This window comes from Paenibacillus sp. N3/727, from assembly GCF_022637315.1.
Taxonomy (GTDB): Bacteria; Bacillota; Bacilli; order Paenibacillales; family Paenibacillaceae; genus Paenibacillus_AQ; species Paenibacillus_AQ uliginis.
Map to the genome: position 1 here is coordinate 1,751,110 of NZ_CP093336.1, position 17,315 is coordinate 1,768,424.

At 47.4% G+C, this 17,315-nt stretch carries 13 protein-coding genes and 1 pseudogene; 11 read left to right on the plus strand and 3 right to left on the minus strand.

Annotated features, from left to right (window positions below):
- Positions 1–39 precede the first annotated feature (39 nt).
- Together ilvD and MNQ98_RS07845 are read right to left on the minus strand one after the other, a co-directional pair.
- Positions 40–1,725 (minus strand): dihydroxy-acid dehydratase, encoded by a 1,686-nt coding sequence (gene ilvD / locus MNQ98_RS07840; RefSeq protein ID WP_241932673.1) that lies wholly within the window; start codon positions 1,723–1,725, stop codon positions 40–42.
- A 307-nt stretch (positions 1,726–2,032) separates the two neighbouring features.
- On the minus strand, positions 2,033–3,073 hold the full coding sequence (locus MNQ98_RS07845) for an acyltransferase family protein (protein ID WP_241932674.1): 1,041 nt from the start codon (positions 3,071–3,073) through the stop codon (positions 2,033–2,035).
- 285 nt (positions 3,074–3,358) lie between these two features.
- Here MNQ98_RS07845 and MNQ98_RS07850 point away from each other — a divergent pair, with 285 nt between their 5' ends.
- From MNQ98_RS07850 to MNQ98_RS07860, 3 genes and pseudogenes are all read left to right on the plus strand, one after another.
- Positions 3,359–4,126, plus strand: a complete 768-nt coding sequence (locus tag MNQ98_RS07850) for an HAD family hydrolase (protein WP_241932675.1) — start codon at positions 3,359–3,361, stop codon at positions 4,124–4,126.
- Positions 4,127–4,163: 37 nt separating this feature from the next.
- A complete protein-coding gene (locus MNQ98_RS07855) occupies positions 4,164–4,922 on the plus strand; it encodes an NAD-dependent protein deacylase (RefSeq protein ID WP_241932676.1) in 759 nt (252 codons plus the stop codon).
- A 3-nt stretch (positions 4,923–4,925) separates the two neighbouring features.
- A pseudogene (locus MNQ98_RS07860) lies at positions 4,926–5,268 on the plus strand (aldo/keto reductase); the annotation flags it as partial.
- A 323-nt stretch (positions 5,269–5,591) separates the two neighbouring features.
- Here MNQ98_RS07860 and MNQ98_RS07865 read toward each other — a convergent pair.
- Entirely contained in the window at positions 5,592–6,455 is an 864-nt protein-coding gene (locus tag MNQ98_RS07865; protein ID WP_241932677.1) for an AraC family transcriptional regulator, read from the minus strand.
- A gap of 186 nt (positions 6,456–6,641) precedes the next feature.
- On the opposite strand from MNQ98_RS07865, the gene MNQ98_RS07870 reads away from it, so the two are divergent.
- The 8 genes from MNQ98_RS07870 to ptsG all read left to right on the plus strand — a co-directional run bounded on the left by MNQ98_RS07870 (position 6,642) and on the right by ptsG (position 17,299).
- Positions 6,642–7,817, plus strand: a complete 1,176-nt coding sequence (locus MNQ98_RS07870) for a galactokinase (protein WP_241932678.1) — start codon at positions 6,642–6,644, stop codon at positions 7,815–7,817.
- Positions 7,818–7,821: 4 nt separating this feature from the next.
- Positions 7,822–8,811, plus strand: coding sequence for a UDP-glucose 4-epimerase GalE (gene galE, locus MNQ98_RS07875; protein WP_241932679.1), 990 nt, complete (start codon positions 7,822–7,824; stop codon positions 8,809–8,811).
- 12 nt (positions 8,812–8,823) lie between these two features.
- Entirely contained in the window at positions 8,824–10,407 is a 1,584-nt protein-coding gene (locus tag MNQ98_RS07880; protein ID WP_241932680.1) for a UDP-glucose--hexose-1-phosphate uridylyltransferase, read from the plus strand.
- 141 nt (positions 10,408–10,548) lie between these two features.
- A complete protein-coding gene (locus MNQ98_RS07885; protein WP_241932681.1) occupies positions 10,549–11,712 on the plus strand; it encodes an iron-containing alcohol dehydrogenase in 1,164 nt (387 codons plus the stop codon).
- A gap of 173 nt (positions 11,713–11,885) precedes the next feature.
- Complete coding sequence (locus MNQ98_RS07890; RefSeq protein WP_241932682.1) at positions 11,886–12,431, plus strand: NfeD family membrane protein; 546 nt, start codon at positions 11,886–11,888, stop codon at positions 12,429–12,431.
- Positions 12,412–13,950 (plus strand): flotillin lipid rafts scaffold protein FloT, encoded by a 1,539-nt coding sequence (locus MNQ98_RS07895; protein WP_277883731.1) that lies wholly within the window; start codon positions 12,412–12,414, stop codon positions 13,948–13,950. The genes MNQ98_RS07890 and MNQ98_RS07895 overlap by 20 nt, the downstream gene beginning before the upstream one ends.
- 156 nt (positions 13,951–14,106) lie before the next feature.
- Positions 14,107–14,958: a glucose PTS transporter transcription antiterminator GlcT gene (gene glcT / locus MNQ98_RS07900; RefSeq protein WP_241932684.1), complete on the plus strand. Its 852-nt coding sequence runs from the start codon at positions 14,107–14,109 to the stop codon at positions 14,956–14,958.
- A gap of 283 nt (positions 14,959–15,241) precedes the next feature.
- Positions 15,242–17,299: a glucose-specific PTS transporter subunit IIBC gene (ptsG, locus tag MNQ98_RS07905; protein WP_241932685.1), complete on the plus strand. Its 2,058-nt coding sequence runs from the start codon at positions 15,242–15,244 to the stop codon at positions 17,297–17,299.
- The last annotated feature ends 16 nt before the right edge of the window (positions 17,300–17,315 follow it).

The window sequence follows — 17,315 nt, forward strand, 5'->3', positions numbered from 1 at the left end:
TTTCAAGAGGCGGGTTTTATATGTTAGTTCTCGTAATTATTAGATTTTCAGGACGCCGCCGGAGCTTGCGTTCGTTACGAGCTTGGAATAACGGGCAAGATAGCCTGTCTTCACTTTAGGCTCAAACTCTTTCCAGTGGGTGCGTCGTTCAGCCATTTCTTCGTCGCTGACTTCAAGCTGAATGATACGGTTGTTCAGATCCAACACAATGATGTCGCCGTCTTCAACGAAAGCGATAGGTCCACCTTCAGCTGCCTCTGGGGAGATATGGCCGATACTGATGCCGCGGGAAGCTCCAGAGAAGCGTCCATCGGTAATGAGACCGACTTTGGCTCCAAGACCCATACCTGCGATCTGAGAGGTCGGTGCAAGCATTTCTGGCATGCCCGGTCCGCCTTTAGGACCTTCATAGCGAATAACAACGACGTTGCCTTCCTTCACTTTGCCGTTTGCAATGCCTTCAAGTGCTTCCTCTTGAGAGTTAAAGCAGATGGCAGGACCTTTATGGTAGCCGCCTACAGAAGGGTCTACCGCACCGACTTTGATGATGGAACCTTCCGGAGCAAGGTTACCGTACAAGACAGCAAGGCCTCCACGTTCGGAATAAGGCTGGTCGATCGGATGAATAACATTGGTATCCTGGATTTCACATCCTGCCACATTCTCAGCAAGTGTTTTGCCTGTTACGGTAATGCAGTCACCAAATAGGGCTCCTGGCTTTTTAAGCAGTTCATGGAGCACTGCACTCACGCCGCCAGCAGTATGCACGTCCTCAATGAAATAATCGGAGGCCGGGGCCAGTTTCGAAATATGAGGTACACGGTCTGCCACTTCGTTTATCCGCTCCAGCGGGTAATCAATGCCTGCTTCGTGGGCAAGAGCAAGCGTGTGGAGAACAGTATTGGTCGAGCCGCCCATCGCCATGTCCAGTGCAAATGCATTGTCGATGGCTTCACGGGTTACGATATCACGCGGTTTGAGATCCAGCTTGATAAGCTCCATCAGTTGGCGAGCCGATTGTTTAACAAACTCTCTGCGCTCGTCTGCAATCGCAAGAATTGTACCATTCCCCGGAAGGGCAAGGCCCAGCGCCTCGGAAAGACAGTTCATGGAGTTAGCCGTGAACATTCCAGAGCATGAACCACATGTTGGACAACCGTACTGTTCCAGTTCAAGCAGCTCGCTATCATTAATTTTACCGACCTGATGGGCACCAACACCCTCAAATACAGAAGTCAGAGACAGTTTACGTCCTTTGCTGTCGACACCTGCTTTCATTGGACCGCCGCTGACAACGATGGTCGGGATGTTAACACGCAGTGCACCCATCAGCATGCCTGGCGTGATTTTGTCACAGTTCGGGATACAGACCATACCGTCAAACCAGTGGGCCGAAACGACGGTTTCCAAGGAATCTGCAATAATTTCGCGGCTCGGGAGTGAATAACGCATGCCGATGTGTCCCATGGCAATTCCATCGTCTACCCCGATTGTATTGAACTCGAACGGAACGCCGCCAGCTTCACGGATGGCTTCTTTAACGATCTTACCGAATTCCTGAAGATGTACATGGCCTGGAACAATATCGATATAAGAGTTGCACACGGCGATAAACGGTTTGCCAAAATCTTCTTCCTTCACGCCGGCGGCACGCAGCAGACTGCGATGCGGTGCCCGATCAAAACCTTTTTTAATCATGTCTGAACGCATTTTTTTTGCTGTCATGATGTCGGTTTCCCCCCAGATCTTTTATATTAGATTTTACTAGTGCTTTATCGCGGTTCACCGGCAAAGCAGCCGGGTACCAGTAATGAACGTTTCGGTTTAAATGAGTCTATCACAAAAAGGCATGTTTTTCTACTCGATTTTAGTAGAAAGGAAGAGGGGAATAATTCAAGAAATTCGGGGACAAGAGCGATTGTAGGAACGATTCGTACATGTAGCGCCTTACAACAGAGAAGGGGGCGCCCTAGGTCAACGGACCTTTTAGGACACCCTCTCAATGATATGGGATATTGGAAGATTTATGGTGTTATCTTACAAAAAAACGTCGCATTGCCAGATTTTCTAGACGAAGAATTCCGTCTACTGACGGTTCAATGACGGGATGGAACAAGCGTTTAAAGCCGGGCTGGGCAAGAAGGACCGTACACAGTATGGCAGCAGCGATAAGCAGCATTGCTCCTCCAAAATGCGAGATGGATTCATGGAGACCGGAAAAGTCCATCAGCCGGATAATGAAACCGTGCAGCAAGAACACATACAACGTGCGGCGGCCAAGATCGGTAATGCGCCCCATTGTCATTGGAACCCAGGCGAGGAATGCGGCGGAAGCAGTCAGTTGTAAAGCGTAAACCGCAATCCGGAACAGGCCTGCATACCACACGTCTTGGCCAAGCTCTGCATAGGTCATGTTCCCATAAAGCCATCCTGTTGGAAGATTGCTTCCCCAAACGCTAAACCCAATAAACAGGAGGAGCGAGATCGTGGCTGCGATACCTTTAATCCATGGTTTAAAGCGCAGAGCGAATGTTTCGAATGAAAAATGATACCCTACTAAAAAGAATGGAAAGAAAACAAACGTACGGCTGACACTCAACCAGACACCATCTACCGGTAAGTATCCGGCAATTACGCCGAGTACTGCTGCGAAGAGAAGCTGCTGCCCTGCCGTTAATTTGCCCACGGATAATAGCAATAAACGCCAGCATGCATGGCTGAATAGAAACCACAGCAGGAGGTAAGGTGCAAAGAAGGAGCGATGTATATCATCTACATGGAAGAAGACAGCATCCAGTAAAGAATATAAACTTTGGAAAATAACATATTGTATAGCGATTTGGAGTAGCACTTTTCGGCCGGTCTTACCCATCATTGAACTTTTTGCAAAGTAACCTGTAACGAGAACAAACAAAGGCATATGAAATGAAAAAATCCACAGGTACAATGTGTGAAGACTGTCCATCCGGCTAATTAAAGGTTCAATGGCATTACCGACAAACACAGTGACGATAAGAATAAAACGCAGGTTTAGAAAGAAGGTTTCACCTTTCTGTTCAATGGTGCGGTTCATGGTTTCCCTCCATGGCCCTATCTTTTTTGAATTATGCCGGGCCTTTATATATTGCTTGTTTGTCTTGATAATTCACGTTAAGCTACAATTTAAAATTACTCCGTTTAAGGTTTTTAATAGGTGATAATAATCACAAAGCATGACGCTGCAGCGTTTTCAAATGTGTCAAAGCATTGAATATCCACAGGCAGTAGAGTACGTGTTCGAAAGGAGTAATAGAAAGGAAGAAAAAGGAGACATTTCAATATAGAAAGAGTATCATCGAATGAAAGGGAGGGATTCTGCTTGCCGCTTATTCAGGTGAATGGACATTCATCCCCGTGCCGGGGGGTATTGTTCGACAAGGATGGTACTTTGCTTCATTTTATGGCTCTCTGGGGAGGCTGGGCTGATTATGTTCTACGCTTCATGGAAGAACGTCTGGAGCTTATGGGAGCCGGTTTTACCGTACCTAAAGAGAAGGTGCTCGGAACGTTACATGTTTCTGGGGGCGCTGTATCGGATTACGATGTTCAAGGGCCGCTTGCGATGGGAACTGCGGAGGAAACGAGCGGAATTCTGGCTTGGCAGCTGTACGCTGCGGGAATGCCTTGGAATGAAGCCATCATACAAGTAAACCAGATTACGAAAAATGCGATGTACCAAATACGCCAGCATAAACCGGCGTTTCCTATGCCGGGACTGGAGACATTTTTGGAGTCTTGCAGGAACGCTTCTTTAGAAATGGCAGTGGTTACTTCGGATACGACCGCAGCGGCACTAGAGCATTTGGAATGGATGGGAATCCGCTCTTATTTCTCAGTAGTAATCGGCCGGGATCAAGTTGAGAACGGTAAACCACACCCTGAAATGGCAGAAAAGGCATGCAGAATGCTTGGATTAGAGCCAGGTGAAGCCGTTATTATTGGAGATAGTAACGGAGACATGCAGATGGCAAGGCAAGCTGGTGCTGCACTGGCTGTCGGGCTTTATCAAGGAGAGGGCGAAGACAATCATCTTATAGATGCCGAAGTCGTCATCTCCGATTATAATGAAATGAAGGTAGTTTATTAGATTCGTTATTTTATGGCGCTGTACGGAGGTGTATGGATTGGAGAACAGGGAAAAGAACGAAAGGTTGGCTACTTGGATAGAAGCAAGTGATTATATCGTCTTTTTTGGGGGAGCCGGAACATCGACAGAAAGTGGAATTCCGGATTTCCGGTCAGCCGCAGGGCTGTATCAAACAGAGCACCATTCGCCGTATCCTCCGGAGGAAATGCTCAGCCATACGTTTTTTATGAATCATCCCGAGGTGTTTTTTGACTTTTACCGCAGTAAAATGTTGCATCCTCATGCAAAGCCCAACGGCTGCCACAAGCTGCTGGCTAGACTTGAGCAGGAAGGTAAGCTTAAGGCCGTCATTACACAAAATATTGACGGTTTGCATCAGACAGCCGGAAGCACGGAAGTGCTCGAGTTGCACGGTTCCATTCACCGAAATTACTGCATGGACTGCTCACGGTTCTACTCATTGGAAGATGTTATGGGCATTCAGGAGACGGTTCCGCTTTGTTCGGATTGCGGCGGTGTGATCAAGCCGGATGTTGTATTATATGAAGAAGAACTGGACCAACAAATTCTGATGCGCTCCATTCAGGAAATATCCACGGCGGATTTACTCATTATCGGCGGTACATCGCTCACGGTACATCCGGCTGCAGAGCTTGTGACTTATTTTCACGGAAGTAAGACAGCTCTACTCAATGCAGACCCAACCCCTTACGACCATCGAGCCGGCCTGCTCATCGCAGATCGTATCGGTCAGGTCATGACACAGATCAATGACTTGCTTCGCAAAAGTACATAAGTTATTGCATTCACTCCACTTTAACAGGGCTTGTTAACAAACAAGTATCTGAATGGCATTCCGAACGATTCCCGGGCAGCAAGTCCATCTGTATTCCTGAACGAGAACAACATCACACCAGAAGTGTTGCGCAAGATTCGCGCACTGAGCTGCGGCTCGCGGTCAAAGTCTGGCTCAGTTCGCTTTGGCATGGGTTTTGCGAGGTAAACGAGTGACCTCCGCCCTGATCGGAGCGAGCAAAGTCAGTCAGATCGAGGATAATGTAGCAACACTAAACAACCTGGAATTCTCGAAGGAAGAACTTGATCGCATTGAGACGATCTTAAAAACGGAAAACGAAGGATAATTTCAGCCTTAAGTATTATCGAAAAACGGTAACCTTTTTGGAGAGTTGAGCACACTTGAGTCACGAAATAGCGGTACAGGGAGTTATATCTGAACCGCCATTTTATGATTTCGATCTGTTGCTGCTTTCTTAGCAGTCATGAAGCAGCGGAGAGGACGAATCGATTCTGGAGAAGCGGCAGCGGCCGCCTTTGTCCCCGAATTTCAACCATGATTTATGATTTCAGGAAATTCGGGGGCAAGAGCGATTGTAGGAACGATTCGTACTCGTAGTGTCTTACAACGAATAAAAGGATCTCTTATTTCGTATGTCGTGATCTCTTTCTAGATACCGGTCATCTCTTTACGGTAACTGGTGGGGGATTGTCCGCAGAAGCGTTTGAACTGCCTCGAAAAATATAGCGGATCGGTTAGGCCGACCGAGGAGGAAATCTGCTCAACCGAAAGCTCAGGGCGCTCGCGAAGCAACCGCTTGGCTTGATCGATCCTTAATTTTAACAGGTATGTCACAGGTGATATACCTGTTTCTTTTTTGAAAATCCGTGATAAATATGCACGGTTATATCCGAGACTCACGCACATTTGCTCGATAGAGACAGGGTGTGCATACTGGGAAGTCATATAGTTAATCATCTGCTTGACCGTTCGTTGCACCTGCGGCTCTACCACCGTTAGCCGGGAAGGTTGAGTGGCGCAGTTCATGATCTCGGCCCAAATGAGGTGCAGGAAGCCGACCGCGGCTGTATGCGCACTTTCTTGTTTCATATGAAAATGTTCTTGAATATGGTGAATATATTCAGGAACCTTGCTGTTTTCGCTTTTATTGGTTGTGTTCAGGACTGGGCAACCTGGGAGGAAACCGGCAGACTCCACCAGAGAATGACCTGTTTCTCCAGTGAAAGCGACCCATAGATATTTCCATGGATCAGAGTGACATGACACATAACTGACGAGTTGACCGGGGTGGATAAGAAAACAGTCACCGGGTCCAAGCTCATAAACATCGGTTTCCGTGCGGAATGTTCCGTGTCCGGATACAATGGCGTGCAGTAAGTAGTAGTCATATATTTTCGGGCCTAAAGCATGTTCGGGTTTGGTCTGGCTTTCACCAGCAAAAAGCACATTCAGCTTGCCAAACTCCGCTTGAACCGGATTGGAGGACACAGAATAACTTTCCTTTTTTTTCATGGAGAGACCTTCCTTTTTTCATTGGGTAAATCGTTATGAGAAGACGGTCACAGCTACTTGTAGTTTACAACGTAAGGTCACATTTATCCATATGTATCACACAAGACTGCATTACCCTCTTCACCTTAATCTTTTATACTATGGATATCGGTACTACCATACGTACAGGATGGAGTGATTAACGGGATGAATACACAACAGCTAATAAAGATGTTTTTAGAAAAATACGGTGAAGGCAGGTATCCGCTTCGGGTGTTTAATGCACCGGGACGAGTAAACCTAATTGGCGAGCATCTGGATTATAACGGAGGGTATGTACTTCCAGCAGCTCTCGAATTCGGGACAACGCTGATTATCAGGGATCGTGACGATCAGCATATTTCATTGGCTTCCACGAATATACCTTACGAAGTAACCCTCTCCATGAAAGATGCTTTTGGCGGGAAAAGCGGCCAGTGGACCGACTATCCGGTAGGCGTCATTCATGAACTGGATAAACTCGGCTATAAACTGACCAAAGGTTATGACCTGCTGTATCAAGGTGATATTCCAAACGGAGCTGGACTTTCCTCTTCGGCTTCTATTGAGGTTGTAACCGCTTATGCTCTGATGTCGATGGAAGGCCATAAATCAGACACTGTTGAAATTGCGAAGTTGTCCCAGAAGGCGGAGAACCTGTTTGTTGGCGTCAATTCGGGGATCATGGACCAATTTGCGGTGGCTAATGGGCGTAAAGACCACGCTATTTTGCTGATGTGCGATACGCTGGATTACGAATTGGTGCCTTTTGAGACAGGGTCCTACAAAATTGTGATTGCCAATACGAACAAACGAAGAGGACTGGTGGACTCTAAGTATAACGAACGCCGCGGTGAGTGTGATCAGGCTCTGGAAATTTTGCAAAAGGAAATTCCTTCCCTTCAATACTTGGCTCAGCTGAATCCTGACCAGTTCGTTACCCTGCAGGACAGCATTCTGGACGAAACCATAAGACGCCGTGCCAAGCATGTAGTGGAAGAGAATCAGCGGGTGCTTGATTCGGTTGAATCACTGAAGAACAACGATCTTGAGGCATTCGGACAATATATGAATCAGTCTCACGATTCTTTGCGCTATTTGTATGAAGTAACTGGAGATGAACTGGACGCGATGGTGGAAGAATTCCAGCGTCAGGAAGGTACTCTGGGAGCACGGATGACCGGTGCCGGTTTCGGCGGTTGTACCGTGGCATTGGTGCATGAGGATCATGTCGAGAAGGTAATCGAGGAAGTCACATACCACTATGAAGTCAGAACGGGGCTCAAACCCGAGTTCTATGTGTGCGGCGTTGGTCAAGGTGTACATGAAGTAAAGGAGGCGTAGTAATATGGCGATTTTAGTTACCGGCGGTGCCGGATATATCGGGTCTCATACTGTAGCTGAGCTGCTTACACGCGGTGAGGAAGTTGTTGTGATCGACAGTCTGGAAACAGGGCATCGGGAAGCTCTTCTGGGTGGAAAGCTCTATGAGGGGGATTTGCGCGACAAGGCGTTGTTGAAAGCGCTGTTCGCCGAGAATAAAATTGATGCTGTTATTCATTTTGCGGCCAGTTCTCTTGTCGGCGAGAGTATGAAGGACCCCGTGAAATATTATGACAACAACGTTAACGGTGCACTATGCCTGCTGGAAGCGATGAATGAGGCCGGTGTACGCAAAATCGTATTTTCGTCCACAGCTGCGACGTATGGTGAGCCGGAGAAGGTGCCTATTGAAGAAAAGGACTGCACCCAGCCGACGAATGTATATGGCGAAACGAAGCTGATGATGGAGAGAATGATGTCCTGGTTTGATAAAGTGCTGGGCATTAAGTACGTATCTTTGCGTTATTTCAATGCGGCAGGGTCCCATGCTAGCGGCAAAATTGGCGAGGATCATCGTCCGGAGAGTCATCTGATTCCGCTTGTGCTTCAGACTGCTTTGAAACAGCGTGATCACATTTCCGTATTTGGTGAGGATTATCCTACAGCTGATGGCACCTGCATCCGAGACTATATCCATGTAAGTGACCTGGCTGACGCACATATCCGTGCAGTTGATTACTTGCGCCGCGGTGAGGACAGCAATGTGTTCAATCTGGGTAATGGGCTCGGCTTCTCGGTAAAGGAAGTCATCGAAACGTCGAAACAGGTAACAGGACGTGACATTCCGGTTGTGATGGAAGCCCGTCGTGCCGGTGATCCGGCTGTTCTGGTTGCCTCGTCCGAGAAGGCCCGCAGTATTCTTGGATGGAATCCTTCCTACAACAAGCTGGAGGATATCATTGAAAGCGCCTGGAGATGGCATAACAGCCACCCGCACGGGTATAGCGGCAACTAAGGGGGACTGACGATGGAAAACCTGACAGCAAGAACTCCCGAAATGGAAGATGCTCTGCACGCGATAGAACGTCTTGTGTTGTTTGCCTTGCGCAAGGCGTTAATCAAGGAAGCAGATTACGATTATAGCCGCAATCTGCTTCTGGAAGACTTTGGATTTAGCGAGCCTTACAATGGACAGGTGAACGAGGAGATCCTTGACGGCCCGCAGTCGCAGCTGGATATCTTGATCGATTATGCTGCTGCAAATGGGATGATTGCTGAAAATACGGACACGTACCGTGATTTGCTGGACGCCAAAATGATGGGACGCTTGATGGCCCGTCCTTCCGAGGTAGTTCATGCATTCAGCCAGACGGAGCAGATGCACGGTATTGAAGCGGCAACGAACGATTTTTACAAGCTGTGCATCGACTCCAACTATATCCGGATGGACCGGGTCGCCAAGAACGAGTATTGGAAGCATCCGAGTGCGTATGGGGACATCGAAATTACGATCAACCTGTCCAAACCGGAAAAGAGTCCGAAAGAAATCGCTATGGCGAAGCTGCTTCCTCCACCTGTATATCCGAAATGTCAGCTATGTCGTGAGAATGTTGGTTATGCAGGGCGGGTCAATCATCCGGCTCGGCAAAATCTGAGAGTGATTCCGCTGGAACTGAACAAGGAGAAGTGGTTTTTTCAATACTCTCCTTATGTGTACTATAACGAGCATTGTATTGTGTTTCAGCATGATCATGTTCCGATGAAATTAACAAAAGATACGCTCGCGCGCTTGCTCGGTTTTGTGAATGCGTATCCTCATTATTTCCTTGGCTCAAACGCGGATCTTCCGATTGTTGGGGGATCCATCCTGACACATGATCATTTCCAAGGCGGACGGCACACATTCCCGATTCAAAATGCTCCAAAAGTAGCCGGATTCAAAAATGAGGTCTATCCGGATGTATCAGTCAGTATTGTCAACTGGCCGATGTCAGTCATCCGTTTATCCTCGAATGACTCGGGTATGCTGCTTGAATGTGCAAATCATATTTATGAATCATGGAAAAGTTACAGTGATCCCTCTGCTGATATTGAGGCGGACAGCAAGGTGGATGGGCAATGGATTCGTCATAATACGGTGACTCCGATTGCGCGCCGGAATGCTGAGGACGTATACGAAATGGATTTGGTGCTTCGTAACAACCGGACGAACGATGAGTATCCAGAGGGGATATTTCACCCGCATCGCGAAATGCATCATATCAAGAAAGAGAATATCGGCCTGATTGAAGTCATGGGTCTGGCGATACTGCCTGGTCGTCTTAAGCTGGAGCTAGATCAGATTTCGGATATTTTGTCAGGAGATGATGCGCTGTATGAAGCGGTACAGTCGGAGGGACACACACTTGCGATTCACCGTGACTGGATTGAACAGTTGAAAGAGCGAGTGGGAGCAACAATAACTAAAGGTGAAGCCGTGGATTTGATCCGAAGCGAGGTTGGCGGTATTTTCACGACTATACTTGAACAGGCCGGTGTCTATAAGCATACAGCGGAGGGCCGTGAGGCATTCTGTCGCTTCCTCGAAAGTACGGGCTATTCAGCGGTATGACTTACCGAATAATGATATAACGAAATGGTGAACAGCCGCAGTTCCTGTCCGGAACTGCGGTTGTTTGGTTTTGAAAGAACAGGAGAGTATAATTAAATCGTTATTTCATTACAAGATTAAGTTATTGGAGGTTGAAATGGCATGGGACCTTTTGAATTTTATAATCCGACCAAATTGTTTTTTGGTAAAGGAAAACTGAGTACTCTAAAGACAGAAGCACCGAAATACGGGCAAAAAGTACTTCTCGTGTATGGTGGAGGCAGCATTAAACGCAGTGGGTTGTATGACCAAGTGGTATCTCTGCTTGGAGAGTGCGGAGCCGAAGTCACTGAACTAAGTGGAGTCGAACCCAATCCGCGCCTGTCGACAGTTCACCGGGGCGTAGAGTTATGCCGCAAGCATCATATTGATCTGATTCTCGCTGTCGGCGGGGGGAGTGTACTAGACTGCTCCAAGGCAATTGCTGTCGGTGCAAAATACGAAGGCGATATGTGGGATTTTGTGGAGCGTAAGGCGGTCCCTCAGGATGCTCTCCCTCTTGGCACAGTTCTGACGATGGCAGCTACCGGCTCGGAGATGAACGGTGGTTCGGTCATTACCAATGAAGCAACGAAGGAAAAGATGGGCTGGGGCAGCAAACTGGCATACCCTGCGTTCTCCATCCTTGACCCGGTACATACGTTTTCCTTGCCGAAAGACCAGACGGTATACGGTATGGTGGATATCATGTCTCATGTACTCGAGCACTATTTTCACCTGGATACCAATACTCCGATTCAGGATGGCTTCTGTGAGACAATTCTCCGGACAGTTATCGAAACGGCACCTAAACTTATTGATGATTTAGAGAACTTCGACCTCCGGGAGACGATTATGTACTGCGGAACGATGGCACTGAACGATATGATCAGTATGGGCCTCAGAGGCGACTGGGCCACTCATAACATCGAGCATGCCGTATCTGCGGTATACGATATTCCGCATGGCGGAGGTCTTGCGATTCTGTTCCCGAATTGGATGGCTTATAATATCGATGTCAATCCAGAGCGTTTCAAACGTTTGGCTGTAAATGTATTCGGTGTTGATGAAGCAGGTAAAACAGATAAGGAAGCAGGTCTCGAGGGAATCCGGGCTCTGCGTGATTTCTGGACATCCATCGGGGCACCAAGCACATTGGCTGATTATGATATCGACGGAAGTGATATTGAAGTGATGGCAGATAAAGCAGTACGCTTTGGTCCGTTTGGAAATTTCCGCAAGCTGCAGCGGGAAGATGCTGTAGAGATATACAAGATGTCACTTTAGTACTTAAATATTGGAAAACCTGCTCATTCAACATGAGCAGTTTTTTTGTTGTTATAAATCGAATAAGAATAAAGTGAGAATCATGTAAAGCTAGGTAAATATTTGAAACGAAGTTAACTTTATTCCGTATTACTTGTTATATACAGTGAGGGATTCTGAAGGAGGCAGTCAAAATGGAGGCGCTGTTTTGGGGATGTCTGATCGGTGGGGTATTGTTTGCCGTTGTGACGGTGCTGCTTGGAGATGTTCTAAGTGGAGCGCTGGACGGGATGCTGGATTTTCTGTCCGTTGATTTCTTTAAACCAGTAGTACTGGCAGCGGGAGTCACTGTTTTTGGAGGTACAGGCATCATGCTGGTAAAGTACACCGACCTATCCTCAATGCCGCAGGTGGTCATATCTTTGCTTGTTGCTATTCTGTTATCGATCGCAGTGTATTTCGGTTATGTGCGGCCGATGGAGAACAGTGAAAACTCTACTGGCTTTTCCATACAGGAGTTGGCTGGAAGAATCGGGGAAGTTACGATTCCGTTGCCAGCTGAAGGTTATGGTGAAGTTATGGTGAGAGTAGGCGCAGGCAATACACTACATATTGCCTCCAGTTTTGACAAAACGCCGCTGGTTGCCGGGGTCCGGGTGGTTGTCGTGGAAGTGGCCGATGGTGTCCTGAGAGTATCTGAGCTGGAAGAGCGAAAGGGAGATGATTATGAACATTCCTGAGTATTTGGTCATACCGTCCATTGTTGTAGGGGTCATTATCGTATTGGGTCTGGCTTTTTGGGCTCGTTACAAAACGGTTAGTCCGGATGAAGCGATGATCGTAACCGGGTCGTTTCTTGGCAGTAAAAATATTTCAGAAGATGAGTCCGGGCGTAGAATCAAAATCGTCCGTGGCGGCGGTGCTTTTATTTTACCAGTATTTCAGAATTCGGAATTTGTTTCACTTTTATCCCACAAGCTTGATGTCATGACGCCAGAGGTTTATACGGAGCAAGGTGTTCCGGTTTTGGCGGATGGGGTGGCGATTATCAAGATTGGAAGCTCCATTGAAGATGTGGCGACAGCAGCCGAACAGTTCCTAGGTAAACCGATTGAAGCGCTGAAGGGTGAAGCCCAGGAGGTGCTGGAAGGTCATCTGCGTGCCATCCTCGGTTCGATGACTGTCGAGGAAGTATATCGTAATCGAGATAAATTTGCTCAGGAAGTGCAGGGCGTGGCTGCCCGCGATCTAAAAAAAATGGGCCTGCAAATTGTATCCTTTACCATCAAGGATGTACGCGATAAGCATGGTTACCTGGAGGCGCTTGGTAAGCCGCGGATCGCAACGGTAAAACGTGATGCGGAAATCGCCGAAGCTGAGGCAGTTCGGGATGCTCGTATTCAAAAAGCACGTGCAGAAGAAGAAGGACAGAAGGCCGAACTGCTGCGCGATACGAACATTGCCGAGGCGGCTAAAGAGAAAGAACTGAAAGTAGCCTCCTTTAAGAGGGATCAGGATACCGCGAAAGCGGAAGCCGACCAGGCATACCATATTCAAGAAGCCAGAGCCAAACAGACGATGGTGGAAGAGCAAATGAAGGTGGAACTCGTCCGAAAAGAGCGGGAAATCGATCTTCAGGACAAAGAAATTGTGGTTCGTCAGAAGCAGTATGATGCGGAAGTGAAGAAAAAAGCCGACGCTGACCGCTACGCGGTTGAGCAGGCTGCGGAGGCGGATAAAGCACGTAAAATGCGTGAAGCTGATGCCTTACAATATTCTATCGAGACTCAGGCCAGAGCTTCTGCTGAGCAGAAACGGTTGGAAGGTCAAGCAGTGGCAGATGCCGAACGCGCCAAAGGTACAGCGGAAGCAGAAGTTATCCGTCTGCGCGGTTTGGCAGAAGCAGATGCAAAAGAAAAGCTGGCTGAAGCATTCCAAAAATTTGGAGAAGCGGCTGTGCTCGACATTATTGTCAAGATGCTGCCTGAGCTTGCCGGCAAAATCGCCCAGCCAATTGCTTCCATTGATAAGCTGACGGTTGTTGATACCGGTAAGGGCGAAGGAGCGGCTCGTGTGAGCAATTATGTAACAGAACTGATGTCTACCGCTCCTGAAATGCTGAAAAGTGTATCGGGAATCGATGTCGAGCAGTTGATTCAAAGCTTGACGAAACGTCCTGCGGCTCCGGCCCAGAAGCCGGTTGCTATTGAACCAGAGCGGGTAACGATGGAAGTGGGCGCAGCTAAAGAAGAACAATAACCCTCAGCGGACGGCTCTGACTATAGAGCTGTCCGTTTTTCGATATCATTTCCAATCGAGCTACCTCCAGAAAAATGGAAGACACTTATTTTTGCTGAATCAGCAGTTATCTGTTAGAATTAGCGGGATATATGTGTTAGCAAATGGGGTGCGGATGTGAGCAGCTTACGAGTGGCTAAAGTATTGAATAATAATGTAATCATAGCAAAACATCCTCAACATGATGAGGTTGTTGTAATCGGCAAAGGGATCGGTTTTAACCGTAAGACGAATGATATGATACCGCTCTCAGCCGTAGAGAAGATGTTTATTCTGACCAAACCTGAGGAACAGGAGCAGTATAAACAGCTGGTACCCCAGATTGATGAACAGTTAATTGAAGCCATGAATGATATTATCCTCCATGCCACGAAATCTGGCAGTGGGCCGCTGAACGAGCATATACACATTGCTTTGACCGATCATATTGCATTTGCTATTAAACGCCATGCACAAGGTCTTCTAATACATAATCCTTTTTTGTATGAGACAAAGGAATTATATCCTAAAGAATTTGAGATGGCTGAATATGCGGTGCAGACTATTAAGAAGCGGCTTGGCGTGGATCTTGGGCAAGACGAGGTTGGCTTCATCGCTCTTCACTTTCACGGAGCACTGACAAATCAGCATATCTCAGAGGTGAGGAAGTACTCCGAACTTGTATCTGATCTCGTACAGATGGTTGAACATAAGCTGGAATATGTCATCCCTCGGGATTCTCTTGACTATTCTAGATTGATTACTCATCTGCGTTTTGCCTTGGAAAGAATACGGCGTGGAGAATCTGTCGAAGAAGCGGGTGGGCTCGACAGCCTCCTCAAGCGAGAATATCCTGAAATGTATGCTCTCGCCTGGAAGCTAACCAAGATGATGGAACAGCGTCTGAAAAAACCGATCTATCCGGCAGAAGCGGGGTATTTGAGTATCCATCTGCAGAGACTTGCTCAAAGAAAAGAGCAAAGTGAATAATTGGTGAATATTTTGTGAGGTGTGTCTAATGGACTTGAAACCTGACATTATGGGTGTTACAATACGGACAGTAAACTAACAGAACTACAAATCAACGTGTAACTGATTCGATCAGGCATGAGTATATAACAGGTCATTTTTGGTTGTTTCTACTCCTTTATGGGTAATCTAACCCATAAAGAATTAGAATTAACCGAATCCTGGTGTATGCTTATGCCTTTTTTTGGTTTGAAGTTTTGTCTCCACACCTTTGATTCGACAACTAGATGGAAGGAGAAATTTTATGTTTAAACGGTTTTTTGGCGTTTTGCAGAGAGTTGGTAAGGCTCTCATGCTGCCAGTTGCCATCCTGCCAGCGGCGGGGCTGCTGCTTGGACTGGGCAATATGCTGGTCAATCCAGACTTCCTCCAATATGCGCCATGGCTCGATGCAGACTGGGTTCAATCCGTTGCAACCGTAATGATGAACGCCGGACAGATCGTATTTACGAACTTGTCACTGCTGTTTGCCGTCGGTGTAGCCATCGGATTGGCTGGGGGTGAAGGGGTTGCGGGTCTTGCCGCAATTATCGGTTATCTTGTCATGAACGTGACCATGGGAACGGTGATCGGTGTTACACCGTCCATGATCGGTACCGATAATGCGTATGCAAGCGTGCTCGGCATTCCAACACTGGCAACCGGAGTATTCGGCGGTATCCTTGTCGGTATATTAGCAGCCAGCATGTACAACAGATTTTTCAAAATCGAACTGCCATCCTACCTGGGCTTCTTTGCAGGTAAGCGGTTCGTACCGATCATGACAGCAGCTACTTCGGTATTACTGGGCTTGCTGATGACGGTAATCTGGCCGCCAATCCAAACGGGATTGAACTCCGCTTCCCACTTCATGCTAGAGCAGAATTTAACACTGTCTGCGTTTGTATTTGGCGTCGTGGAGCGTGGATTGATTCCGTTCGGGTTGCATCACATCTTCTATTCTCCGTTCTGGTTTGAGTTCGGTGAATATGTAAACCAGGCTGGACAATTAGTACGCGGGGACCAGAATATTTTTATGGCCCAGCTCCGAGATGGTGTTGAATTTACCGCAGGTACTTTCATGACTGGTAAGTTTCCGTTTATGATGTTCGGTCTTCCAGCTGCAGCACTCGCGATTTACCACGAGGCCAGACCAGAACACAAGAAGTATGTTGCGGGTATTATGGGCTCCGCAGCTCTGACTTCCTTCCTGACAGGGATCACAGAGCCGCTCGAATTTTCATTCCTCTTTTTAGCACCGCTTCTGTTTGCGGTTCACGCTTTGTTTGCGGGTCTGTCTTTTATGACCATGCACATTTTGAACACAAAGATTGGTATGACTTTCTCGGGTGGATTGATCGACTATATGATCTTTGGGGTTATTCCAAACCGTACACCATGGTGGAATGTTATCATCGTCGGTTTGGTTATGGCCGTGATCTACTACTTTGGATTCCGCTTTGTCATCCGCAGGTTCAATCTGAAGACACCTGGTCGTGAGGAAGCAACCGAGCAGGAAGAGAACAGTGAATCAAGTGGAGGCAGTAAGGATGAATTGCCTTACAATATCCTGAACGCACTTGGCGGACAACCGAACATTGCGCATCTGGATGCTTGTATCACACGTCTCCGTGTCGAAGTAAAGGATAAGGGGAATGTGGATAAAGCTCGTTTGAAAAAGTTGGGCGCTTCTGGTGTACTGGAAGTAGGTAATAATATTCAAGCGATTTTTGGTACCCGGTCGGATACGATTAAATCGCAAATTCAAGACATCATGTCAGGTATTACGCCTGCCCCTTCTACAGCCACAGCTAAGGAGGAACCAGCTGTTGTGGAACAGCAGGCAGCACAGGGTGGCGATGCTGTTATCATGGAAGATATCGTCGCTCCAGTTAACGGGGAATTGATGGATATTTCCAACGTGCCTGATCCGGTATTCTCTGAACGGATGACGGGTGATGGATTTGCAGTACTGCCACATGATGGAATGATTTCATCGCCGGTTTACGGTAAAGTATTTAATGTATTCCCGAGCAAACATGCGGTCGGCATCATGTCGGACGGCGGTAAAGAAGTGCTTGTTCATATTGGTGTAAATACGGTTAAGTTAAAGGGACAAGGCTTTAAAGTGCTCGTTAACGAGGGCGACCTTGTATCGGCTGGTCAGCCGATTATGGAAGTAGATCTGGAGTATGTGAAAGAGCATGCTAAATCGATTATTTCTCCGATCATCTTCTCCAATCTTCCTGAGGGAGTGTCGGTGACGCTCAATAAAACAGGTGTCGTCAAATCAGGTGAACCCAATATCATTACGATTAAATAGTTTATTTGGGTAATTA

What these genes read in the sequence shown, in the direction of transcription:
- ilvD (WP_241932673.1), bottom strand. Translation starts at nt 1,725, where the DNA reads ATGACAGCAAAAAAAATGCGTTCAGACATGATTAAAAAAGGTTTTGAT.
- MNQ98_RS07845 (WP_241932674.1), bottom strand. Translation starts at nt 3,073, where the DNA reads ATGAACCGCACCATTGAACAGAAAGGTGAAACCTTCTTTCTAAACCTG.
- MNQ98_RS07865 (WP_241932677.1), bottom strand. Translation starts at nt 6,455, where the DNA reads ATGAAAAAAAAGGAAAGTTATTCTGTGTCCTCCAATCCGGTTCAAGCG.
- MNQ98_RS07870 (WP_241932678.1), top strand. Translation starts at nt 6,642, where the DNA reads ATGAATACACAACAGCTAATAAAGATGTTTTTAGAAAAATACGGTGAA.
- galE (WP_241932679.1), top strand. Translation starts at nt 7,822, where the DNA reads ATGGCGATTTTAGTTACCGGCGGTGCCGGATATATCGGGTCTCATACT.
- MNQ98_RS07880 (WP_241932680.1), top strand. Translation starts at nt 8,824, where the DNA reads ATGGAAAACCTGACAGCAAGAACTCCCGAAATGGAAGATGCTCTGCAC.
- MNQ98_RS07885 (WP_241932681.1), top strand. Translation starts at nt 10,549, where the DNA reads ATGGGACCTTTTGAATTTTATAATCCGACCAAATTGTTTTTTGGTAAA.
- MNQ98_RS07890 (WP_241932682.1), top strand. Translation starts at nt 11,886, where the DNA reads ATGGAGGCGCTGTTTTGGGGATGTCTGATCGGTGGGGTATTGTTTGCC.
- MNQ98_RS07895 (WP_277883731.1), top strand. Translation starts at nt 12,412, where the DNA reads ATGATTATGAACATTCCTGAGTATTTGGTCATACCGTCCATTGTTGTA.
- ptsG (WP_241932685.1), top strand. Translation starts at nt 15,242, where the DNA reads ATGTTTAAACGGTTTTTTGGCGTTTTGCAGAGAGTTGGTAAGGCTCTC.